Consider the following 26,314-nt stretch of genomic DNA (forward strand, 5'->3'; position numbering starts at 1 on the left):
CCATAAGTTTATTTTTAATTGTATTCCTATTTAACACCCCTGTAATTTATTAAACACAGTATCCTATTTTAAATAAAACAGCATCTTACATAATTACGTAAGATGCTGTTTACATGATATCAAAAATTCTATTCTATAAAGCTGTTTCTAGCTCAATATCTAAAAACACAAATAATCCACAAGGCACATTAATAGTGGCAACTGCTGAAGAAAACTTCACTTCTTCATTCGTTAATAAATTTGTGATTTTTTTCACCTTTGCCGTATGAAATTTTACGGTAGCAACACGATCATTTGGATTTACATAACCTCCATCAACAATAGTTAAACGTAAATGTTTTGGAGCCGTATGAGCAGTAACCCAAGCCACACGACCTTCAACAGTTAATGGTAGTTTCTTAGCTCCTTCATCAATTGCTTTTTTTATCGTTTTATAATAAGTATCTGCAGCATATGTTTTTGATTTATTCACATCAGAATAATAATTTTTTCCATCCATAAAAAATTCAGTTGTGTTATTTTTATAAATAGGGTTTAGGTTACTTTCCAAAGTTCCTCTTTTAGAATTTTTATCATTTGGAGGTGTTGTTAACACCAATCCTCTTGAGTAATTAGGCAAATATTCTAGTCTTCTTTCTTTTGTATTAGAAGTATACTTAGAAAAATCCCATTCATTTACTGGTGCTGCTGAATAAACACCTTTAGTTTTACCCACTATCATCGGATTTTCTTTTTCGAATTTAGCATCATAAATAGTTACATCTTTTACGCCACTTCCAGCTAAAAATAGCGGATTAGGATCTAGCATACTTAAATGAACAGGACTAAAACTTACAATTTCCTTTTTAGTAGGAACATACAAAATCCCTTTTGCAATCATTTCCCATAATACTCTTTGATATTCAACATTTACTGAAGTATTATGCACTACCGAAGCACCACTTGCTATTCTATGTACAAACATTCTTAATGCATGATTAGGAACTTTTTGATAAGATAATTGTCTTAAACGATCATAACATACATTATCTCTGGTAAATCTTGTACCCCACTGATTCATAGAACCAGCAGCCCATAAACCAATTCTTCCAGAAAAACTCATGTCCATTACCTTGCTGTTTGATTCTTCCATTGAAGACACAAAAGCATCTGCATATTTACCAGAAACCAATCCTTTATAGGCAGGTGTATATACTTCACATTGCCAAAAATTAAATTTATTTCTAACTGAAATAAAACTATTTGTCCCTTTTAATAATTCAGCTAAAGGATACATAAAATTTTTAGCAGACCATATAGCATCTTTATCAGTAGCTCCCATTTCTGCAAGAATTGGAATGACTATTTTATCTCCTGCCTCTTCAATTACTTTTTTCATTGTTGGCAACGAGTAAAAGAATATATCTCTACCATGTCCTTGCCAATATTGAACTCCATGTTCAGATTTACTCAATTCTGTTTTAAATTTTTGTACTACTTGATCACTCGTTAAGTCGTACTTTTTTCTATGATCTTTCGTTTCTCTAGCAACTTTATTGTCCATTCCAGATCGATCCCAATTTTCTACATGAGGATATAATTTTTTAACACTATTAATATTTATAAAATTTTTAGCGTTTTCTCCTCTTAAATTACTTGCTTCTTCATCACTTAAACCTGAAACCAATACTTTTACTGCTACTTTATGCTCTTCCCATTTTGGAATTTTAAATTTTTTAAGCTTTTTTCGAAAGTCACTTGTGTTGGTTAAAATCTTCGCCATTTTTCCGGCTGGTTGTAATTGCTGAAAATCTTTTTTCCATGCATTGCTAGAATAATCTATTACATGAATACAACTTCCTCCACTTTGCGCACTTGCTAAAATTAGTTTTTCGCTATCACCATCTTTACACATATCGTTAAAAGCATAATTACTTTCAATAATTTCTGTTGGATCTCCATTTTTTTCGGGTGAAACTAAATGCATTCTATTCCCATAAAGCACATAATATTTAAAACTCTTTTTATACGGAATAGCTTCGGCAGAGGCTAATCTATAACCTACTTTACCTATATCTTTTCTTGCATTTTTAAATTTAAATTGTAATTGTCCTGCAGCACATTTCTCTACAGATGCCACTGATACTTGTAATGTATTTAATCCATTTCCTCCTAGCAAAATCTCGGTATTACCAGGAATAATATCGTTAACAGAAAAAGTCCCAGGACAAGATCCACCACCACCTTTACCCTTCATTTTAGTAAATTGGTAAGGTTGATCTTCAAATGGTTTAAAATAATACAAAACTCCTTTATCGTAATTTGTATTAAATGCGCTTAATACTACTAAAACATCTTTTCCGTTTTGCTGAATTTTTCTAAGATAATTAATCGCATGATTCTTATGTTTCTTTTCAATACCATATGAAACCGAAGGTATTGATTTCAACAATTTTCCTTTGGTAGATAAATAATGAATATTCTTATCGAATCCACCACAAACAACATAATTTGTTTTTCCTTTGGTTACCATAGTAGCCGATAAGATTGGAGCCGAATTCTGTTTAAACTTCCATAATAGTTTTCCATTATCATCTAAACAGTATAAAGTTCCATCTGCATTTGGTGCCAAAATTTCGTCTTTACCATCATTATCAATATCCGCGCAATAAATATCATTATTCATAAAGCCAGAAAGCTCATTTTTCCATTGTAGCTTTCCGCTATAATCATAACAAACTACCGTACCTTCGTAACTCGTCCCAATAATTTTTGTGGTGTTTTTGTACTGCATCACTCTAACTTTCATGATGGTATAATCGGTTTCAATACTTTTAATTCCTGAATTGGCATTTATATTTTGCAACCCCAAAAAAACAAGTAAAAGACATGCTATTTTTTTCATATGATTTATAATTATTAATTGTTTGTTTCTATGTATTAAAAAACTCCTAAAACAAAAAACATAAAACCTATGTAGTTTTATGTTTTTGTGCAATTATTAAATGTTAGTTAGAGTCCTAAATTGTTATTATCTATTAAAATTCTATTTCTTCTTTTTCTTTGAATTTGATTTCTTTTTTAATGCACTGCCTTTCTGCGGATCAATTTTAGCAACATCTTTAATTAAAGGTTTCCAATCGTCTACTGGATGAAAATTCTGATCGTTATAATCTATTCCTGCTTGACTTTTTTGGATACTTTTAAATTTTTGCAACAATTCTATTTCCATAGCTGCTACCAAATCGGGATGTAATGAAGCTAAATTATTTTTTTCTTCTCTATCCTTAAAAACATCATACAACTCTTTAAGTGGATACACTAATTTGTAATTTCCTTTGACCAAAGTTGTAATACCTCCAGAATATCTAAACACAACAGATTTATCTCTATGTTGTTGTTTTTCTGTTAAAATAGGTAATATATTTTGTCCATCGATTGGTCTAGAATCTGGCATATTATAGTTTACTATACTTTGTATTGTTGGTAAATAATCTAAAGTAGATAAAACAGCATTAGATGCTGTATTTTCTTTAATTACACCTGGCCACACTGCAAAAGCAGGTACTCTAACCCCTCCTTCATACAAAGAACGTTTTCTTCCTCTAAGACCATTTGTAGTTCCTACAATTCTTCCTGCTGGTTTACGTCCTTCAGGACCATTATCTGAACAGAAAAAGATCATTGTATTTTCATATTGATTTGTCTTTTTTAGTGCTTCTACAATTCTCCCTACTTGCTCATCTAACTCTGTAATACATCCGTAAAAATGCGCAGCTTCTCCATGTCCTTCGTACATTTTTAAATACTCAGGTCCTGCTTGTACATCTTTATGAGGTGCATGAAACCATACTACTGATAAAAAAGGTATTTCTTTTTTAGCTGCATTTTCTATAAAAGGTACCACTCTATCTACCACAACTTTTGCTGCTCCCCCCATTAAACTTTTATCACCTTTTTTTAAAGCAACTCCATTTTCATAAAAAGGATTATTAACTGCTCTTGATCCAATACCTGGGTTCCAAGTAGTAACAGCAGACTCTGTTACAAAAGAGGCATCATAATTACGTAACCAAGGTGGAGCGAAATTTAACGCAGGTTTTCTAGAAGCTCCTTTTGATGATTCTGTTTTACTTAAAGTACCTAAATGCCACTTTCCAAAATGCCCTGTTGTATATCCTTTAGATTTTAACATTTTAGCCAAAGTAATCTCCTGTTTTGGTAAATGTCCTTTGTTAGCTACGTAAACCCCCATTCTATCATGATGCCTACCAGTAAGAAATGTTGCTCGTGTAGGAGAACATACGGAATTACCTGCATAGAAGTGATTTAACAACATCCCTTTTTTTACCAAAGCATCCATATTGGGCGTTTTAACAATAGGATGTCCGTTAAAACCTGTATCTCCATAGCCCATATCATCTGCCATCATTAAAATAATGTTTGGCTTTTTTGATTGAGCTATTACCAACGTATTCCATTGAAATATGAATAAAAATACTGTAATAACAATACTTTTATTTATTGTTAATATTTGTGTCGTAGTAATTTTAAAATTTGTTCTCATCATCTATTTTTTGGTCTTTTTAGTCTTTTTAGCTTCTAAATTAAAAGCTAAAGATGCTTTTTGATTCCATGTCAAACTTCTATCAAACAACACACTGTATCGCTCATAATTGTTATAAGTTACTGCCAACTCTTTCCATTTTTCTATTTGAGCATCATAAGAATTTCTTAATACAGTTAACTCTTTATCAGACTTATTTACCATATTTTGAAGTTCTAAAGGATCGTTTTTTAAATTGTATAACTCCTCTGTTGCCTTGTAACCTTCAGAAGCATATCCCCAATAAATATATTTGTGGTTTTTAGATACAATGGATAAAGAATGTGTTTCTGACGGCCCCCAAACATTAATTAAAGGAATTGTTTTATGAATTTCTTTTTTAGGATCGTTATAAAGAGATATGATATTTTTTCCATCTATTCTATTCGTCATTTCTATTCCTGCCAAAGCTAAAATAGTTGGAGCAATATCAATATTAGCTGTCAAAGCATTGGAACGAATTCCTTTATGACTATTGGAGTGTCTAGGGTCGTAAATAATTAAAGGTACTTTAGAAGATTCTTCATAGGGTAATACCTTAGATCCATATCCGTGTGAACCACAAAAATATCCATTATCAGAAGTATATATTATTACGGTATTTTTATCTGCCCCAGATTCTTTTAAGGCATCTAAAATCATTCCAACAGACTGATCTATTCCGTATACTTGTTGATGATAGGTTGCCATTACCTGATCATATTTATCATTATAATGCCATTCATAAAATCTTGGATATTGTCTACCTTGTTTGCTTTGTTTTGAAAAATGCTCTCCATGAATTCTTCCATAATTATCTGGCTTTTTAAATTTAACGTTTGAGTATACATCATTAAATCGTGGATCTGGAGTAGCTGGTCTGTGTGGAGCTTTGTAACTTATAGATAAACAAAAAGGTTCTTTTTTAGCTACAGATTCTATGATAAAATCACTACCAAAAGCTCCATATGCCAAGGTAGAATGAGGGTATTTTTCTTTATATTTTTCTAAAGCTTTATTTTTTTCTGTATCATAAGAAGACTGTCCTGCTGCACCAGCCCAAACATCAAAACTATTTACTAATATCTTTTTATCCTTTTTACCTTCTATGTGATCTTGAACATCAAATCCAAATTTTCCTGCAAAAGCTGTACGATATCCAGACTTTTTAAGCAATACAGGGTATGAATTATTCCACGTTTCTTTTTTCATAGGACCGTGTAAAAAATTAGTTCCGGTTCTATATTCTACCAAACCTGTCATTATTGTAGCTCTACTCGCCATGCAAATAGCTGTAGTAGCATAATGATGATCAAAGGTTAAACCTTTATCAGAAAGGTTATCAATATTGGGTGTTTTTACATCTTTATTTCCATAACAACCCAACGTATAAGATGCCTGATCGTCTGCCATTAAGAAAATAATATTTGGTTTTTCTTGCGACATTCCTATCGTTAATTTTAAGAACAGACAACTAATAAATAATCCTAGATTTTTCATTTATAATATTTTTTTTATCTCTTGTTTTTCCATTAATTTCTGAATTCTTATCTTCATTTCTTCTGGAGTCTCAATTTCATAATCTTCATTAGTTACTCCTTTGTTGGTCATCCACTTTGTTCCTACGTGTGATGCAACCCAAGCTTTTTTAGTATCATGCCTATTTTCTGTTTCTTTTCTAAGAATAGACGGTTCAAACGGAAAACTAGAACACGTTACATTGCTTATAGAAACTTTATACGCTATTGGTTGCTCAGAAATGACTCCTAAAGAAGGGCCTGAAAAAAACTTTCCATCCGACCACATTTTTAATTTCTCTAAATATTTAGGGTTAGAATAAGCTCCTAAACTTGTTCCTTTTACTTGTGCCGATTCTCCATAAATAGCGTGAATATTTTTTACAGAAGATTTAGAATCAAACCAACCTGGTGTTTGATCTGGAGCCTTTTTTTTCACATGTCCATTTCCCATAGAAAATGCCTTTACACATCCTATTGCTAAAATTCCATCAACCGTAACAATACCATTTTTTGCTGAGTGAGGCCCCATCATTACAGCAATTTTACCATCTTCACAAATCACATTTTTTGCAGACATATCAAACACACCTACATTTTTATTATTAGCTCCAACTTCTAATCTAAAACCAACACCTCCATAGGTATATATATTTTCAAAATGCACTGTTTGTCCACCATGACACTGAATAGCTCCATAGCCAGGACTTCCTCTAAAATGACGATAATTTCTAATTAAACCATCGGTAGGACGAGAAACCTCCCAATCTGAAACATCTCCTTTTGAACTGGAAGGCCCAAAGCTTGTTCCACAATACACTGTATAATTATCTTTAATATCTACATTTTCAATTAAGAAATTCCTTACCATTTTCAACATAAATGCGCGTTGTTTGTCTCCGCTTTTTAAATGATGATAATCTATAACAAATGGCCCGTTAACCCCTCTAACACTTACATTTTCTATAAACGCTCTGCTGTTTTTATTTTTTCTTCCTTTTGCGGAAGAGCTCTCTGCATCAAATTTAAAAACTACTCCGTTTGTACTTTTAGATTTTTTTTTCATGTTAGATTCAGAAGCACTTTTTTTACCATTTTTTAAATTCTTTGCCCCTGTAGATTCTTTTAGTACTTTTAGAACTGTTCCTACCTCTATTAAAACATGAACATTTGATTTTAGAACAATTCCTTCAATAGCATACACTCCTTTTGGCACATATACAATTCCCCCATTATTTTTTCTAGCTACATCATCTATTGCTTTTTGTAATTTATCTCCTTGTGGATTCTTTGCATTATCGTTTACTAGATTGTAATCTATTTGCAGGTCTACTCTGTATCCTTTTGGATTCATCTTCTCTACATATTGTGCATTTACAAACTTGATGTTGCACATTAACATCACAATTATCAGAGATAATTTTAACTTTGTATTATCCCAATTTTTAAAATTATTTTTTATATCCATTATTATTGCTTCTATTGTTACTTCCTCTATTTTTAAGCTCTTTACCTGCTTGTTCATTACTTTTTATATGGGTAACTTCTACTCTTTTATACTTAAAGCAAAATTTATGTTCTCTTGACCGTAAAATAAAGATGAAATCAGAATTAGTAAATAAGTTATGTACAACTTCATTCAGTTTTATTTAGTAAGGAATTCTATATCTACAAATCGCATAGCACCTGCTGGTACTGTTAACTGCATTTTGTTATTCTTGATTGATATTTTTTCTTTAGTTAAAATATCTATGGCCTTGGATGGTACCATCGATTGAAAAGAAACATTCACCTCTCTTTTTTTAGGATCTATGTACCCAGGATCTATTAAAACCAACCGCGCATGTGTATTATCTAACTTTATGAAACTCCAAGAAGCACCTGTTACTAACAGCGGTAATTTTTGAGCACCATTTGTCACTGCTTTTTGCATCGTTTTACCAAAATCTTTGGCTACCACAGGTTTATGATGCACATAGCCCATTTTCATATTACTAACCACATAAGAGGCTTTTTTTTCTTTTAATGTTGATTCGAATTCTACTGGTGCAATAGGAACCATTCCATTTGGCATTTCAGGAATAAAGTTCAACCACCTATAATTTACTCCTAAAGCTATTTTTGAATAATCATAATTTGGAACAGTGGCTCCACACCATGTTACCGAATTAACTGCAACAACAGCATTATCATCATTTTTACTATAGTTTATTAAATTATGACCATCTTCGGAAAGATGTGTAAGATCTTCATCTATATCTTTTATTAAGTGCCAAGATCCTATAGATAGAAGATCTTCTCTTTTAACAATTGGTAAAATTCCAGACTTCATTAAAGAGAATAAAACATTCATACCTGGATCTTCTAAATATTTAATATTAAAAAGAATACCATACCTAGCTCCATAAGAAATCATACTAGCCCCATTTCTTAAATAAGGAGAAACAGTTCTTTGCCCACCTGGAGAATAAGGTCTCCAACTTGTTGGATTATCATCTACCAAACGAATAGACCAATCATTTACATAGCCTCCTGCAAACATTCCCACTCTCCCACTAAAGTTTATGTCTTGTAATCTGCTATTTGTATCTTCTGCTGAAGGCACCAAGATGTCACTATACTTTTTTGAGAAGAACACTTTTTTCCAAGTTTCTGTATGTGAGGTAGCGGCCCAAAACATGTTTTTATAACGGAAATAAATTTTTGCTTGATTTCCATGCTTACGAATTGCTGTTGCCAAACGTGGCAAATATTCATCAATCCAATAATGCACTCTTGGATCTTTAGGATTGGCAATTTCTGCATAAATAAATCCATGACACATGGTAGGAGCAACTTTTAAGATTTGCTCTAAGGTTTCTATCTGAAGATAAAAAGGATCTGTTCCATGTCCTGCCCAAATAACAAAAGGTTCCTTATTCGCTTCAGACTCTCTTGCTATATTTAAAACATCTTCTCTTGACAACTCATATTTTTGACGTTTGTCTTTTTTTAAAGCATCTTTTCCAATAACACGAACTATATACCCACGATCCGTGTTTTCACTTAGCGTATATTGACGAATATAATTTACAGAACCTCCTTTTAATTTTTTTACTTCCTCATTGGGTTTTATACCCGTAATCATATTAAAACTCTTCGTCGATTTTTTCTGATAGCTTGGAAGTTTAAATTTTAATACTTGTTTATACAACGTATTTATATTGTTTTCTACTTCAGCAATACGACCTTGAAGTTTATGATGAATTGTCCACCATTTCTTTTTAGATAAAGGATAAAAATACAATCCATTCCCCCCACCAACTTGTCCTCCTCCAATAAGAATATTGTCTGCACAAACTAAATTGTTATAAATAATTTCTCGGTGTGGTTCTCCTGTTCTACTTAGCACCTTACCTGTTAAATCAATTCTATACATAACACCTCCATGTTGTAATACAATTTCATCTTTATAAGGAAGTAATGTAGTTCCTTTGGTGTGCACATAACGCTGTTTGTCTTTTTTAGATCCTTTAAAATCTATCAGCTTTTTAAAACCACCATCCATAGCAACTACTACAGGAGCTCCTTCTCCTCCAAAAAATAAAAGATCATCGCGTCCATCTTTATTTACATCTGCAGTAGCTACATCCTGAATCATAAAACGCCCTATAGGTGTTGACTTTGTGTTTTTCGGCCTTATCGAATGATTTGGATTGTTAAAATGTTTTGGTAAAATAAATCCAAAAAATTCAGCTCCATATTTGTCGTGTTTTAAGGTATGCACAAAAAGGATTTCTTCTCCTTCTTTTATAAAATCCCCTGCTTCAATTTTTCGAACAGAACCTTTAATTGCTCTAGCATTGACTAATTTTCCTTGGGCATCTATTTCATAAATATGATAATCATTCCCCCCAGCAAATATTCTAATTGAATTCCCCGAATGAATTACAGCAACTTCATTAAAACGAACCTTATGCCCTGGATTAAATTTCCAAAGTAAGCTTCCATCACTTTTCAAAGCAGTAATGTAACCATCTCCACTAGCAGTTAATACATCATCATTTCCATCTTTGTCTATATCTACAGCTTCTATTTCAAAAACTACAGCAGGATGGGTTGATTTTTTATGCCATAATTTAACTCCATTTGTTTTGTAACAAGAAATAGCACCATCTATTTCTGAAATATAAAGAACCTCTTTATTATTTATTTTGGCTTTTACAACATTGCGTATTCCACTACCATCCGTATGAAAATTCTGTGCATTTACAGATAGTAAAACTGTAAAAAATAGAATTATTAATTTATACATATACTTTTATATTTAGGGAGATTGTAACAATTAATCTATGCTATTTACTTTCCAGTTTAGAGATTTGTTATTTGATCTTTCAGGTTCATCTGTATTTGCTGGAGACCATTTTGGGATTCCTATTGCTGCCTTTTGATCTGTATATAATTTTTCAAATGGTGCTTGTGGATCTGTCCAAACATTATTTTGATTAATCATATAAGGAATCATCGTTTTATACCAATCAAAATGAGATTTTGTTAACTCTTTTACTACAAAAGGATATTCTTTTGCTACATTTTTTTGTTCGTAAGGATCGTTTTTAAGGTCGTATAATTCTTTTCCTACCAACCTCCATCGATCAGTTCTTACAGACCACATTTTATCAGAAGAATCTTCAGGATTTTTAGCAATATTTCCTCTTTGTGTTTGTAATATTCTTGGTTCCCATTTAAAATTTGGATTTTCTAACAATGGCAATAAGCTTCTGCCTTCTAATTCTTGTTTTGACATTGCTATATCAGCTCCAGCTAATTCACAAAATGTTTGGTATAAATCTATATGTGCTGTTAAAGCCTCTATATCTACATTTTCTTTAAACTTTCCTTTCCAATACCAAAAAGCAGGTACATGTACTCCACCTTCAAACGGAGTTCCTTTTCCTGTTTTATGTCCTTGAATAAAATCTGGATCAGAACCTGGAGCACCATTATCAGATGTAAATATTACAATGGTATTATCTAACATATCCCATCTTTCTAATTTTTCCATCATAACCCCAAAATTGTCATCTATATTTTCAATCATAGCCAACCTAGGTTGAGGTTTTTTAAGCCCTCTTTTTTTCATTCTTTCTAAATTTTCTTTGGGTGCTATTAAAGGTGAATGTGGTGCATTTGTAGAAATGTATGCAAAAAATGGTTTTTTATTCTCCTTTTGCTCTTTAATCCAAGCTAAACCAGCATTAAAAAATATGTCTGTACAATATCCTTTGGTTTGAACAATCGTGTTATTGTGTAATAAAACAGGATCAAAATATTTTGCTTTTTTTCCTTCTCCTTGGTTTGGCGGAAAATCTGCATAACTTGTTATTTTAACTCCTCTTTCTCTTTGTCCAATTCCTCCAGCACCATGCATTAATACTTCTGAAAACCCTCTGTTTTGAGGTAAATATGCATTAGAATCTCCTAAGTGCCATTTTCCAAACAATCCTGTTTCATAACCTTGTTGCTGTAATAACTGAGGAAAAGTTGTTAAATCTAAAGCCATACGTTCACACTCATTATGTGTTGCTGTTACTGCGGCTCTAAATTCATGCACACCACTCATTAATGCAGCTCTAGAAGGAGCACAATTGGGACTCATATAAAAATTAGTAAATCGTGATGATTTTTTGGCAAACTTATCTATAAACGGAGTTTTAACTACCGGATGTCCTAAGGATCCTAATACCAAACCTTGATCGTCTGTCATTACTAAAACAATATTTGGTTTTGTATTTCTTAAGGATTGTGCATGAACTCCAACTGTCATGATAAATACAACAATTGCATTTATGATATTTATTTTCATATTATTTGTATTAATTTTTAGTTATACTAGTCTTAAAAGCAACTGGTTTTATATTTCTCGATAAAATTTTAATTTCAATAGGATAATCTTTGTCTTTTATTAGTTCTTTATTAAATGCTACAATAAGCTCAGTTTTTCCGTAAGGTTTAATTTTAGGAACAAATTGACTTGTTAATTCTTTTAAAACTCCTTTTTCATCATATCCATTAATTGTTAGAAGAGTTTGTTTAGAGCTTACTTGACCATGGTTTTCTACAACAACCGTTAATTTCCCATCCTTATAAATAGGTTTTCTTGCAGATAAAATTGGAGTTATATACGCTAGCCAAGGTATACGTGCATAACCAAACAACATATCTCCTGTTTTGTTTTTTCCTAACATCTTAGGTGCAAATACATCATCACTAATGCAGTGATCTTTGGCTTCAAAAACTATTATTAAGTCTTTACCGTCCACAATACTCTTTATTGCTTTAGCACCTCTCCCATAATTTACTTCTGATGAAGCCCCAAAGCGAAGTGATGTTACATCTACTTCTTTAATAGGGTTAAAGTTTTTTTCTGCTTTAATTCTAACTTTAATTTCCTTTGTTTTATATTCAAAAGGAGTTTTATTCTCTATCGTAAGCAACATTCCAGGGTTTAAAGGCAAGCTTATATTTTTAGAACTATGGTTATCGTTTGGTAAGTCTCCATGCTTATCATAATCAATTACAGCAAAGTTAGCTTGAATTGCTCTTCCATATTCATCTTGAAACATACGGATACGCTCAAACTTATACCAACCTTCTTTAGTACCATCTTTATGAACAGCAACTCCAGGAGCATAAGCCCTACCTTCTTCTGTAATCCAATTTATACCATCTTTAGATCGCATATAAAATGCTGTTCTTCCAATCCAATCGTTCACAATTGCATGGTATTGAATATGATCTTTCCATATCACAGGATCTTCGTACTTACCAGAAACCATGGGATAAATTGATTTTGTAGTAATTAAATGATAGGGACTGATTCCTGTTTGACTTACCCAAATGGAACCTTGTCTGCTCAGCATTAATACAGAACCGTCTTCTCGCTTTGTAAAACTTAAATTATGAAACCAATTCCCTCCTCCTAAACGTAAAACTCTATCTCTATTATCCATAGAAAAAGTATGTTTTTTCCAAGGCCCATTTAAATCATCTGAAATTAAATAATTACAATCTTTTTCTACGTCGTGTCCTGTAATGTGGTATATCACATATCGACCATCTTTTAATTGAAATATTTCTGTATTGTGCCCTTCTCCTAATTCTTGTGTAACCTTAAAAGGACCTATTGAGTTTGTGGCTACTGCATGAAACATTCTTGAATGTGTCTTATATCCCATATGTCCATCAGGAGTATTTTCATTCCACCCACAAAGGAAAAAATGAAATTTTCTATCTTTTCCTTTTAAAATATTTCCTCCCCAATAAGATATTTGATCATCTTCAATTCCATTATCTACATAACGGGGTATTACGGCCTTATCTCCCCATACTTTTTTTGTTAATTTTCCATCAGGCATTGGTAAAATTCTATCCATAAAATTTCCCCCCATAACCAATTGATCCCATTCGGCTGGTAGTGGTCTATATTCTATTTGAGCCTGAGTTCCATTTATAAAAAAAAATGCAACTATTATTAGGTAAATTTTATTTTTCATTGTTCTATTTATTTTATTTTTCACCTTTATATTCTGCTAATAATTGTTTTTTTAAGATTGCTGCTCTTTCTGGATATTGATTTATAAGATTCTTTATTTCTTTATAATCTTCAGGTAGAAAGTACAATTCGAAAATATTTTTTTTAACAAAATATCGTATTTTCCAACCATCATTAGTAACCAAGGCTGGACCTATTTTTGAATTAAACACAGTATAAGGTCTTTCTTTTGCTTGTCCTCCAAATAAAGTTTTTGCGTAAGAAATTCCATCTTTACCTTCTATTTCTTGTTGTCCTGTAATTTCTGCCAAAGTGTTTAAAAAATCGTAGTTAGACACACGTTGTTCTGAAACAGTTCCTTCTGGAATTTTTCCTTTCCAATACCAAAACAAAGGAACACGAACTCCTCCTTCCCAGTTGGATCGTTTTAAACCAGACATACCATCGTTCCCATCAAAAACATCATTCCCTAACTCACTTAAAAATCTACTTTTTACATTGTCATATTTTTTTTGTGTTGTTAAATCTATATTCTTGCTCGTTCTATCTTTTTGCTGTGTATACACCTCATGTCCATTGTCTGATGTAAATACAATAATGGTGTTTTCTAATAACTGTAAAGAATCTAATTTTGATACAATTCTACCTACATCTGTATCTAACATTTTAACCATTGAAGCATATTCTTTTTCAAATTCTGTCAAACGATCATCGTGTTTAAAGTCTGGATGAACCTCTGGAATAGCAATGGGTCCGTGCGGTAATTGTGTTGGAAAATACAAAAAGAAAGGCTTTTCTATTTTTGAGGTGTGATAATGGTCTATATAACCTAACAACTTATCCATAATAAGATCTTCTGAATAAAATGTTTTACCCGTCATATCCCATCTTTTTTGATAACCTTCTAGACTCTCAACATCATTTGTTTTAGCACAATCTGCATGTGTATTGCCTGGAATGTCTATTTTTTGTCCATTCTCAAATAAAAACGGAGGATAAAAACCATGACAACGTTGATGATCGTAATAGCCAAAATGATAATCCCAGCCATGTCTTTCCATTCTTTTAGGAGTTGTTGCAAACCCCCATTCTAGTTTTCCAAATTCAGCAGTAGTATATCCAGCTTGTTTTGCTACTTGTCCTAAAAAAACTTCGTTAGGCTTTGCAGGCATCGCTGTTTTTTGAATAGAATCTTTAATTTGCTGAAATGTCATTCCATTACCTAAATTCTTATATATCCCCCCCTTTGTAATTTTCCATTGATTAGGACGAACATCGTGTTTACCTGTTAATAAACTTGCACGAGCAGGTGCACAATAATGACATCCATATGCATTCTCAAATCTAATTCCTTGATTTGCCAGCTTATCAATATTTGGAGTTTTGATAATTTTTTGTCCATAGGTACCTAACAAACCTCTTCCTAAATCATCTGCATAAATTAAAATGATATTGGGTTTACTTGGTGAACTATCTATCTTACGACAAGCTGTAAAATTTAAGCTTGATATAATAGTTCCTATTATTAAAAAACACTTCATTTTATCTAATTATTTATTATTCAGTTACAAGGCTAAATTATATATGAACAACAATAAAAATGTATGCATTGGTAGATTTAATGTACTTTAGAGTCTTTAATTTAATTATTTACCAATAAAAAACACATATATATTCTTTATTACTAACAAATAAGCGTTTCAATTATAAAAAACACAAACGCCAACAAATAAAGGCTTGTAGACGTTTGAACATTGATAACTATGTTTTTTATGATAGCTTATTTTCTTCTTCTACTTTTTGAGCATATTTACTAGGAGAAACATTGTATTTTTCTTTAAACTTTGTAGAAAAATGAGTTCTACTTTTAAAACCAGTCATAAAAAACACCTCTGTTACCGATAGTTTTTCTTGCGTTAAAAGTTCGCTAGCTCTTTTTAAACGATAATTAATAATTAACTCTAAAGGAGTTTGATTGGTTAATGTTTTTACTTTTTGATAAAAAGCAGACTTACTTAAACACAAATCTGAAGCTAAGTCTTTTAAATCAAAATCTTTATTGTCTAAGTTTTCATCAATTACGCTATAAAACTTTTCTAAAAAGGCATTATCATTTCTACTGTTTTTATTGTCTTTGGTTAGTGGAATACCAATTTTAAACCGTTCTCTTAATTGTTTTCTATTGTTTAATAAAGCTTGTAATGTAGTGGTTAATTGCTCTAAATTAAATGGTTTTTTAATATAAGCATCGGCTCCATCTCTAATACCTTGTAAATGATCTGTTAGGTTTGTTAATGCCGTTAGCAATACAATTGGAATATGACTTGTTTTTAAATCTGATTTGATTTTTATACACAAATCCAATCCATTCATTTCTGGCATTTGTACATCACTAATTACCAAATCTGGCCATTCTTCGTCAAAAGCATCGTAACATTCTTTACCGTTTCTAAAACTTTTAACTTTAAAAAATTGAGATAAAAATCGTGTAATGTAATTTCTCATTTCATCATTATCCTCTGCATAAAAAACAAGAGAATCTTTAAATTCTGGAGATACTTCTATTTTAGACCATTCCTCATTATTCATAATATTTTGTACAGAAACTTCTTTTTCTTTAGGTAAAACTATTTCTTCTGTCAATAAAACATCTCCTTCTTCTTGCTCTTTTACGATTGGAAGTTTTACAATAAACTTAGATCCTTTTCCTAGTTCACTTTCTACATTAATATATCCATAATGCATTTCTACTAATCTTTTAGAAAATGCCAAACCAATACCAGATCCCCCAATATGTTCGTTGTTGGGTAAGTGAGATTGATAAAATCTTTCAAACACATGTGCTAGGTCTATAGGATCAATTCCTCTTCCACTATCTTCAAAAGTGAGGATTAAATCTTTTTCATCGCAATGGTAAGAAACTTTTATCTGATCGTTTTGACTGGTATATTTAAAAGCATTATTTAATAAGTTATTAACTATTTTTTCCAATTTATTTTTGTCTGCAGATACAATAATAGGGCTTTCATCAACAATTAATTTTAGTTCCTTTTTATCACTGTAAGCTATGTACATAAAATCATTTACTACTTCGTTTATAAACGAGTTAAACTCAAATCGTTCATAAGTCATTTTTAACATATTAGCATCTGATCTTCTAAAATCTTGTACTTGTTCTAAGAGTTCGTGTATTTTTTTAGACTGACGTAATACAATGCTTAATTTTTCTCCAATGTCTGGGTTGCCTTTAAACCTTTCATACAAATTGTGAATAGGGCTAGATATTAAGGTTAGCGGAGTTTTAATTTCATGAGAAATATTTGCAAAAAACCTCAGCTTAGCTTCGTTTACATCTTTTTCATTGTCTTTTTCTAATTGTTCTATTTCTATTTTATGGTTTAATATATATATTTTTAGAACAGTTCTATTAATTAAATATCCAATTGCAATTAGTAACATTACATAAATTCCGTAAGCCCAAGGAGTTTTCCAAATGGGTGGATGGATGGTAATTTTAATTATTTTTGGAGTTCCCCACTCTCCTAAAGAATTAGAAGTAGCTACATTTAATTGATATTCTCCTGGTTGTAAACCACTATATGTAATTGTATTTTTATCGGATGCAACCTCAACCCATTCTTTATTTATAGGTTTTAATTTGTATTTTATTAAGTGATTTTCTGGATTTGAATAGTGCAAACTAACAATATCTAAAGAAAAAACATTTTCATTATGTTTTAAGTTTATCTCTTTTATTTGCCCTATAGATATTGGAAAAATAACTCTATTTGCAATGGTATCACCAACACTAATTTCTTTATTAAAAATTTTAAAATTCTCAAATTCAATTTTAGGAATACTCTCTTTTTCTAATACATCTTTTGGATTAAAATAACACAAACCTTTTTGTCCTGTTAATACAAAATTTCCGTTTTTTAATTTTTTAGAACCATAGTAAAAGTCTTCAAAAGGCAATCCGTCTGATTTACCATACTTGGTTACTTTTAGTGTATTTGTATTTATTTTGTTTAATCCAATGTTTGTGGCAGCCCATAAGTTAGAATCCCCATGATTTAGTATGCTTTTTACCACATTATTAGACAATCCATTTTCTTCTGTAAAAGGAATAAATTTGGGATACCCTTCACTATTATCTATTCTACACACCCCACCTCCTTCTGTTCCTATCCATAATTGATTATTAGGCAAACGTAAAACAGCAGTTACAAAGTAACTTGGTAACGAAAACTCATCATCTTCATTTGGAATAAATTGTTCTACTTCTACGTTTTGTAAAGAAATAGCGTTTCTTTTTTTAATTCTATACAGTCCTTTGTGATCAGTGGCCACCCACATAAAATTGTTGATAGGATCTGGGTAAATACCTCTAATTCCTGATATTTTTTTCTTGGTAAAGAATAAGTGATTATTTAGTGATTCTGACTTTAAAATATTATTGTTTTCATCTATAGTTATTCTATAAAGTCCACCAAAAGATCCAATCCATATTTTACGTATCTGGTTGGTTTCTTCGGTAATACAACGTATTTTATATATTCCCTTAGAAGCATCTTCTTCATTTAACTTAATTATTTCTTTTTCTAATGTTTTAGAAGATAATCTAAAAAAATTATCCTTTCGGCTGTTTACCCAATAATCTCCCTTAGAATCTTTATATATATAATCTGAATTTTTTAATTCCTTTAAGGGTAAATTTTTAAAATCTCTTGTTGCTAAGTTATATATAGCAACATCATTAAAACCTCTAGATACAAATATTTTAGAACTATCTATTTCTTCTATATTGTAAACCTTATTTTCCTTTTTACCCATATTACATTTTACAAAAACATTTTCTTTGGTATTAAATTTATAAACTCCCGAATTAAAAGTAGCATACCAACAACTATTCTGAGAGGTAGCTAAAATATCACTAGAAGTTAATACGCTTTTAGCTGTATTAAATTTTTCTATTTTGTAGGTGTTTCCTTTAAAAAAAGCATCCGTGTTTTTTATGTAAATTAATCCAGATCGTTGGGTACCTAGCCATAAACTTCCCTCAGTATCCATATTCATTTTAGTAAACCTAGCCTCTTTTAAATACGTTTTTTTATTAGTAAAAGAGATCAATTCACCAAATGTATCTATCGACAGTAAATGAATACCACTATAGTTTGCTGCCAACAAGTTTTCATCATCTATTTTTAATAAAGAATAAGTTACTCTTAACTGTTTTTTTAGATGATGTTGGTATTGTTTTGTTTTTAAATTAAAGGTAAGTAAGCCAATATTTGTAGCAATTAAAATATAAGATTTGTTTAATTGAATTGCATCATTAACTTTTATAGTTTCATTTATGTTAAGAGCTCTATTGATACTATATTCTCCTAAGTACTGATAATCATCTGAGAAAATTTGAATTCCTTTATTCTCCAAAACAGCATAAATTAAATGATCACTTTTACTAATGATAATTTTTTTAACTACTTTTTCTCTGTAAGAATTTTCTACAACATTTTTTAATTTAATAAATTTCTGAGAAGCGCTTTGGTACACAGTAACTCCCCTGTCTGTACCTATCCAAATAGTTCCATTTTTATCTTCGGCTAATGAACGAACTCTATTGCTACTTAGAATTACTTTTTTATTAGTGTTTTTATATGTTTTTATTTTATACCCATCATATCTATTAATACCCGAATAAGTACCAAACCACATAAAGCCTTTAGAATCTTCTAATATAGAGGTAACTCCATTGTGAGACAACCCATTGGAAATTGATAGCTTTTTATGATTGTAAAAGATATTTTCTTGCGCATTTGTAGAATAAAAAGAACTTAAAAAAAAGAAAAGGTATATATATTTTAACATATGTTTTAAATAGAGTTAAATATTACTTATGATAAGCTTGTAAACTAAAATAACAAAAACAAACTCATTAAAATTTTTGAAACCAATAATAAATGAGTTTTAAAAAGTATAACCTCATCCAAATAAAATTGAATGAGGTTATACTATCTATATAAAATTACTAGGGTCTATCTAGCCACTCTATATTTACATCATCTACAAAGAACAGTGCATCATTTGATGATGATTTTTTAAGAATTTCAAACGTAAATCCTGTAGTGGATGATAATACTGGGAATGCTTTATCATTTACCCAAGAAATGGTATGCCATTCTCCTGTAGACAAACCAAATACATCGTCAAATTCTACAGTAAGTTTTCCAAGCTTTAAATTAACACTTTTTATGGTAGTATCTTCTCCTAAACTATTTTTCTCTAACTTTATTTTAAAACTTACTTTATATACAGGAAACTCTGTTCCTGGAACATCAAATTCAGACAGAATTTTATCACTAATTGCAGAAAAAGTTTTTCCTTTTCCTCCACCTACATCATTAGATTCAAATCTTAAACTTTGTCCTAAATCTGTTTCTTCAAAACCTACAAAAAATTTACTTTTATTTGGTATGGTCCATGCGCTTGGATTTTCAAAACTAAACACTTCGTTACTGTAACTTAAAGTCTTTTTAACTGTACTTAAATTGCTAAAAGCTTTTAAGGTTCTTCCATAAACGTCTGTTATAATAGATTCATCAGCTCCAGGATTGTAAGAAATAGTAATAACATCATCCGCGTATATAGGCTCTCCTAATTCAAGAACAATTCCTGTTCCTTCTTTAGATAACTTTGCAGCAGCAATAACCATATCTCTATGAACTCCCTTAGCACTGTTATTTAACGAAACTGTAAAATTTGCTATTGTTGCAGTAAAATTCTCATTCTCTATTTTTCCATTTAATCCAAATTCTATAATAGAAGAAGCATCAATATTAATAGCTGTATTAATCGCTAATGGTTTGGTTGGTGTAATTACATTAATTTTTGCAGGAACCATAATGCTATCACTTACTTCTAACAAGCCTGTAAGATCTCTTTCTATTTTTAATTTAAATCCCGAAAAACTTTCAATTTCTGCAAAACTTACAATTGCTTCTTTTTCTTGAACTGTTGAGGGACTTGCACCCGTAAGCTCCCAAATAGATTTTGTGGGTCTACCTATAGAAATGTCTTTAAAAGTAACAGGCTCTCCTGCTTCTACCTCTATAGTTGGCCAAGTACTTTCATCAGAAATAGATATTGTAGATAAATCTGTTTCTACCTCATTATAAACAATAGCTGCTTGTGGTTTTATATCCTGATAAACATCTATTTTAAAGGTGTCTTCGTACAGCCAACTTCCATTTTTTTCTACCGAAAAAACTGCGGGTGTATTAAATACATTTTTAACAAAACGATCAAATGTATTGATTAATTTTACTTGATGTATTCCAGGTTTTGTAAATAGAACATTGGCTTTGTAGTTCGTGTTTTTAGTCCCTAACTCTTTATCTATAAATTTGCTATAATCTTCGGCCTCTATACTAAACTTAGACTTTAAGAATACAGTACCTTCTTCTTGTATTTTCCATTCATGCGATAAAGGTTCAATAGAAAAATCGACAAAAGAAATGTAATCATTAATACTAATATTTCTTTCCCTTGTTTGTTCTATATCCGATAACACCCACTTTACGCCTTTAAAATCATTAGGTTGTGTTAATTCTTCTTCTTTTTGACATCCAACACCTATTGCCATAAACACAATTAATGTTATTATATATTTTAATAGTTTCATTGTTCGTATATTTTGGTTAGTTAACAGCTCCATTTGTTGTTTTTTCGTTTAATGGAATTGGTAAATAAGCATGAGCTTTTTTACTGTAATTGGCTGCTGCTTCTGTATATTCATCATCTAGTTCTGTTAAAGGATCAAAATCTGCATCAGCATCAGAAATAATCATTGCTGCTTCTACAGTATCAACTACTCCTTCTATATTTTTTCCTGTGTAAACAATCTCTTTGGTACCATAAACTCTAGTTGATAAATCTTGAAATCTTTGTTGAGTAATTCCCCATCTACGTAAATCTATAGACCTAACAGAGTGTCCTTCTAAACAAGTTTCTAAAGGTTTATCTATATACATTAACTTGTCCATTAAACTTGCAGCATCATAAGTTTGATTGTCATAAGTATGCATTCCATCACTAAATTCTGCTGGAGCACCATACAATACCAATCCCCATCTTTCTCTAATCTTATTAATATGCAACAAGGCTTTGTCTATTTGATTTTTATAGATATAGCATTCAGCTAGCATTAAATGAACCTCAGACAATCTGTTTACAATTACATTTTTTCCTGAATTAAACTTACCTGAAGGCAGGTCATTTTCACTTGTTAAAATATCGTGATTTGTATATTTCTTAAATACTGAATAGAATTCTTTTGTTTGATTAGTTGCCAATGTAAAAATTGGTTTGGCTCCTCCATAAAAACTAGAAATTGAATCTTGAGCCAAAGCAATCATCGTAGATGCTCTCCAAGATGTGGTACGATTAAAGACATTTCCTTCTTCATCTTCTGTTTCATTAATCGGATTTAATGGATCTACGGGTTCTTTACTATACTCATCTATCATCCAATATGCGGGTGTATAATTACTATTACCATCTGCATTTGCTTTGGTAGCCCAACTGTTTATCAACTTAAAAACACCTGAACTTCCATCATCAGATAAACCATCAGTAGTATAAGATACTTCTAATATAGATTCTTTATTAAACTCACCTGCCGTGGTAAACAACAAATCAAAATCTCTTTCTAGTTCATAATCAAAATCATTAATAACACTTTCAAAATTTTCAATAGCAGCATCAATTTTGGATATATCTTTAATACTCCCTTCTACAACTGCTTCGTACAAATTAGACATTCCTAAGATGGTTAACACTGTTCCTTTGGTAGGTATTGCTTTATTGGCACCTCTGGTAGTTGCTAAATTTTCTTTAGCATATTCTAAATCTGCTGTATAAAATGCTATTACATCTGCTGATGATGATAAAGGCACTGCATAATCTGGAAATCCTTTAGGAGATTTATCTCTTATAACCACACTACCATTATTATAACTAGAGTGCAAATAGAAGTAAAACAAGCCTCTTAAAAAGCGAGCTTGTGCCATTTGAGATTTCCACCTAGCTAAATCAAACACTACAGCTTCTTTGTCTAGTTTAGGCTTTATATTATTTAAAGACTCCATTACAATATTGGCTCTTAAAATGGCATCATATAACAATTTCCATTTAGATTCTACAATTGGTGTAGTTTCTGAAAATTGTTTATTGTACCAAGGAAAACCATTTGGATTTTGATCTTCATCTCGTCTACCTGGATAAGCTATATCCGATCTAAATGCCTCTGTATCTACATCGTATAAAGAAGCATCTATTAAAGATGAATACGTAGCAACTAAAGCTTGTTCTGTACTTTCTAATCCTCTGTTAGAAAAATCTTCAATCGTATCACCTGTATGTGGAGCTATGTCTATATAATCATCACAAGAATATATAATAGTTACTAATAGGCTTAAATAGGTATATTTTATAAGTTTTTTCATCACTTCTAAATTTTAAAAATTAATATTTACCCCTACAGAATATAGAGAACTTACAGGTTTTCTACCTTCATCTACACCAGCCCTAGATACACTTCCTGATATTTGTGGATTGTAACCTGTATAACCTGTAAAAATTAAAGGATTTTGAGCTGTAACAAAACAACGGAATCTATTTACTCCAATGGCTTTGATCGTTTTGTCTGGTAAAGAATATCCTAGTGTAATATTGTTTAATCTAACAAAGCTTCCATCTTCCAACCAAAAATCTGTATTTCCTCTCTGGTTGGGATGTCCTGTTTTATCACTTACATATCTAGGAATATTAGAATTTGTATTTGTAGGGGTCCACATATAGACTAAATCTTTATGTCTTTGGTTTCTATAAGCACCTAATTTAGTTCCATTAATCACTTCTGTTCCTACAACAGCATGCCATTGCATGGTTAAATCAAAGTTTTTATAATCAAAAACACTTCTTAATCCTATTTCATAATCTGGTTGTGGACTCCCTGCATACTCTCTATCACTATCATTTATAATTCCATCATTATTAGCATCTCTAAATTTTAAATCTCCTAATTCGGGTACAAATCCATCTATAGAAGACACTTTACTTCTATAATTTTCTAATTCTTCTTGTGTTTTAATAACTCCATCTGTTTTGTGTAAGAAAAAAGCATTTACTTCTTTACCAACAGATATGGTAGAATAATTAGAACTATCTCCGTTAATAACCCCTTGAGATCTAGTAATGGTTTCTAAGCCATCAGATATAAATACTACTTTATTCCTGTTTTTAGAAAATGTTCCACTTAAATTCCATTTAAAATCTTTGATTTGATCTCTATAAGTTACTGCATATTCTACTCCTCTATTTTCCATATCTCCAACATTAAAGTTTAGTTGATTTCTACCTGTTGATGATCCTCCTCCAATAGATGGTGGTGTTTGTAATGGAAACAACATATCTGTTTTTGTAGTTACATAATAGTCTGTAGTAAAGGTTATTTTGTTCTTAAAGAAACTTAAATCGGTACCTATATTTAACTGCTTAGTCGTTTCCCATCTAGAAGCTGGGTTTGCATGTGTTCTTAAAGTTCCTCCCTGATAACGATTTCCATTACTATCTGCATAATCACTACCATAAGTAACCAATGAATATACACTATCTGGTCTAATTCTATCGCTACCTGTAGTTCCTTGACTTACTCTAATTTTAAAATTATTAACAACAGCGTTTATTGGCTGCCAAAAATTCTCATCAGACACGTTCCAACCTACAGATACTGATGGAAAAGTTTCCCATCTATTTCCTTCAAAAAATTTAGAAGAACCATCTCTACGTACACTTACATTTACCAAATACTTTCCTTTATAATCATAAAGTAATCGTCCTATAATACCTACTGTTCTATACTTGTAGTTGTTTGAAGCCGCTGTACCTGCCCCTGCTGTTACTGACGGATTTCCTGCACCTTCTGAAATTAAAGGCTTCCTTCCGTCCGTAGTAATGTTAAATTCAGATCTACTTACTCTAATAGCTTCTGCATTGTCTTCTTCTATAGACATTAATGCCAATCCTTGAATTCTGTGGTCTCCAAATTTTTTGTTGTAATTCAATCCACCATCTAACAATAATTTAGATTTTTTTGTATTGGTATATTGCAAACTACCTCTACCTCTAGTTTCACCAGCATCTTCTAAATTTCCTAAATCATTAATTGTAAAAACCTGAACTCTTGGATTGTAATTTTCTACTTTTAAAATATCTTCTGTATATCCAAAATTTGATACAAATGACAAATCATCTGTAATATTATATTGACTACGCATGTTAAAAGAACTTCTGTTTCTTTCTCTTTCCGAAATACTATTTAATCCAGACAAAAGACTAAATACATTTTTTAAAAAAGCTCCGTTATCATTACTTGTAATTACTTCAAACTGACCAGGAACAATTGCTGGAGATAAAGCACTGTAGGCTAAAGCATCTCTAAAAATGGATGTACTAGCAGAAATACCTTTTTCGTATTGTATAGACATCCCTGGAGTAAATGAAAAATGACCTTTGGTTAATTTTGCATTTGCTCTTACATTATATCTTTTAAAATTAGAATTGATTATGTTAGATTCTTGATCTAAATACCCTCCTGTTATATTGTATGATAATTCTTTAGTACCACCAGAAATTCCTAAAGAAAGTGTGGTTGATGGTGCCAAATCATTTTCTACAACATCTACAATATTCGTATTATTTAAAAGACTTGATCTTTCGTAATAATTAAAATTGTCTGATTGATATTCCGAAAGAAAGTAAAGCGTTTCTGGGGCATCCATATATGCAATACCTGAGGTAATTTTATTAACTCCTCTAGTAGCATTTAACGAAACTTTTAACGTTCCTTCCTTTGCTTGTTTGGTCGTAATTAATATAACTCCTGCAGCTCCTCTTGATCCATAAATAGAAGCAGATGCAGCATCTTTTAAAATATCAATAGATTCTATATCATTCGGACTAATTTGTGGATCTCCAAACTGTGGAACTCCATCTACAACATACAAAGGCGTATTGTCTCCCTCTGCAGAAGCCAAACCTCTAATTAATATCGTAGCGGCCTCTCCTGGTTCACTAGAAGGTGTAATGGCAACCCCTGCAACCTGACCTTGTAATGCTACAGATAAATCGGGTGTAATGGTGTTGTTAATTTTATCGGCATTAAGCCTATTTACTGCCCCGGTAAGTTCTTTTTTCTTTTGAGTACCGTATCCAATTACGATTACCTCTTCTAAATTTTCTAGACTAGAAGACATTCTAACATTTAAGTTTTCTTGACGAACTTTAATTGCTTTTTCTTCCATACCTATGTAAGAAAAATTTAATGTTTCTCCAATTTTAGCTTTAATAGTATAATTACCATCAAAATCTGTCACAGTAGCTTTTCCGGTTTCTTTTACTACAACAGATAAGCCCGGTATTGGCTCTCCATCTTCGATACTTGTTACAACACCCCTCACTTTTATTTTTTTTTGTGCCTGTACTTCAATCGTAAAGCACATTAAAAAGCAACAACATAAAACAAATACAGTTCTCCAGTTTTTTTGATTTTTTAAATTCATTTAGATTAGTTTAGTTAATTTGGTTTTTACTTATTTATAAACTTTCGTTTCTAATTTTACAATTTTCACATATTCA

The 26,314-nt window shown here is 31.2% G+C and carries 12 protein-coding genes; all 12 read right to left on the minus strand.

Annotated features, from left to right (window positions below; genetic code table 11):
• Window positions 1-133: 133 nt before the first annotated feature.
• On the minus strand, window positions 134-2,884 hold the full coding sequence (locus GGR97_RS12280) for an outer membrane protein assembly factor BamB family protein (protein WP_167898814.1): 2,751 nt from the start codon (window positions 2,882-2,884) through the stop codon (window positions 134-136).
• Window positions 2,885-3,025: 141 nt separating this feature from the next.
• Window positions 3,026-4,546, minus strand: a complete 1,521-nt coding sequence (locus GGR97_RS12285) for a sulfatase family protein (protein ID WP_167898841.1) — start codon at window positions 4,544-4,546, stop codon at window positions 3,026-3,028.
• Window positions 4,547-4,549: 3 nt separating this feature from the next.
• Window positions 4,550-6,064, minus strand: a complete 1,515-nt coding sequence (locus GGR97_RS12290) for a sulfatase family protein (protein WP_167898815.1) — start codon at window positions 6,062-6,064, stop codon at window positions 4,550-4,552.
• Entirely contained in the window at window positions 6,065-7,606 is a 1,542-nt protein-coding gene (locus tag GGR97_RS12295; RefSeq protein ID WP_167898816.1) for a glycoside hydrolase family protein, read from the minus strand.
• Between the two features lie 120 nt (window positions 7,607-7,726).
• Window positions 7,727-10,375 carry a PQQ-like beta-propeller repeat protein gene (locus GGR97_RS12300; RefSeq protein WP_167898817.1) on the minus strand — a complete coding sequence of 883 codons (2,649 nt, stop codon included), beginning with the start codon at window positions 10,373-10,375 and terminating at the stop codon, window positions 7,727-7,729.
• Between the two features lie 30 nt (window positions 10,376-10,405).
• Window positions 10,406-11,926: an arylsulfatase gene (locus GGR97_RS12305; protein WP_167898818.1), complete on the minus strand. Its 1,521-nt coding sequence runs from the start codon at window positions 11,924-11,926 to the stop codon at window positions 10,406-10,408.
• A 10-nt stretch (window positions 11,927-11,936) separates the two neighbouring features.
• Window positions 11,937-13,616, minus strand: a complete 1,680-nt coding sequence (locus GGR97_RS12310) for a glycoside hydrolase family protein (protein ID WP_167898819.1) — start codon at window positions 13,614-13,616, stop codon at window positions 11,937-11,939.
• A 13-nt stretch (window positions 13,617-13,629) separates the two neighbouring features.
• On the minus strand, window positions 13,630-15,156 hold the full coding sequence (locus GGR97_RS12315) for a sulfatase-like hydrolase/transferase (RefSeq protein WP_167898820.1): 1,527 nt from the start codon (window positions 15,154-15,156) through the stop codon (window positions 13,630-13,632).
• Between the two features lie 229 nt (window positions 15,157-15,385).
• A complete protein-coding gene (locus GGR97_RS12320; protein ID WP_167898821.1) occupies window positions 15,386-19,486 on the minus strand; it encodes a hybrid sensor histidine kinase/response regulator transcription factor in 4,101 nt (1,366 codons plus the stop codon).
• Window positions 19,487-19,646: 160 nt separating this feature from the next.
• Window positions 19,647-21,299 (minus strand): hypothetical protein, encoded by a 1,653-nt coding sequence (locus GGR97_RS12325; RefSeq protein ID WP_167898822.1) that lies wholly within the window; start codon window positions 21,297-21,299, stop codon window positions 19,647-19,649.
• Window positions 21,300-21,315: 16 nt separating this feature from the next.
• Window positions 21,316-23,121 carry a RagB/SusD family nutrient uptake outer membrane protein gene (locus tag GGR97_RS12330; RefSeq protein ID WP_167898823.1) on the minus strand — a complete coding sequence of 602 codons (1,806 nt, stop codon included), beginning with the start codon at window positions 23,119-23,121 and terminating at the stop codon, window positions 21,316-21,318.
• Window positions 23,122-23,133: 12 nt separating this feature from the next.
• On the minus strand, window positions 23,134-26,238 hold the full coding sequence (locus GGR97_RS12335; RefSeq protein WP_167898824.1) for a SusC/RagA family TonB-linked outer membrane protein: 3,105 nt from the start codon (window positions 26,236-26,238) through the stop codon (window positions 23,134-23,136).
• Between the last annotated feature and the right edge of the window lie 76 nt (window positions 26,239-26,314).

It is taken from the genome of Wenyingzhuangia aestuarii, from assembly GCF_011927765.1.
Lineage (GTDB): Bacteria > Bacteroidota > Bacteroidia > Flavobacteriales > Flavobacteriaceae > Wenyingzhuangia > Wenyingzhuangia aestuarii.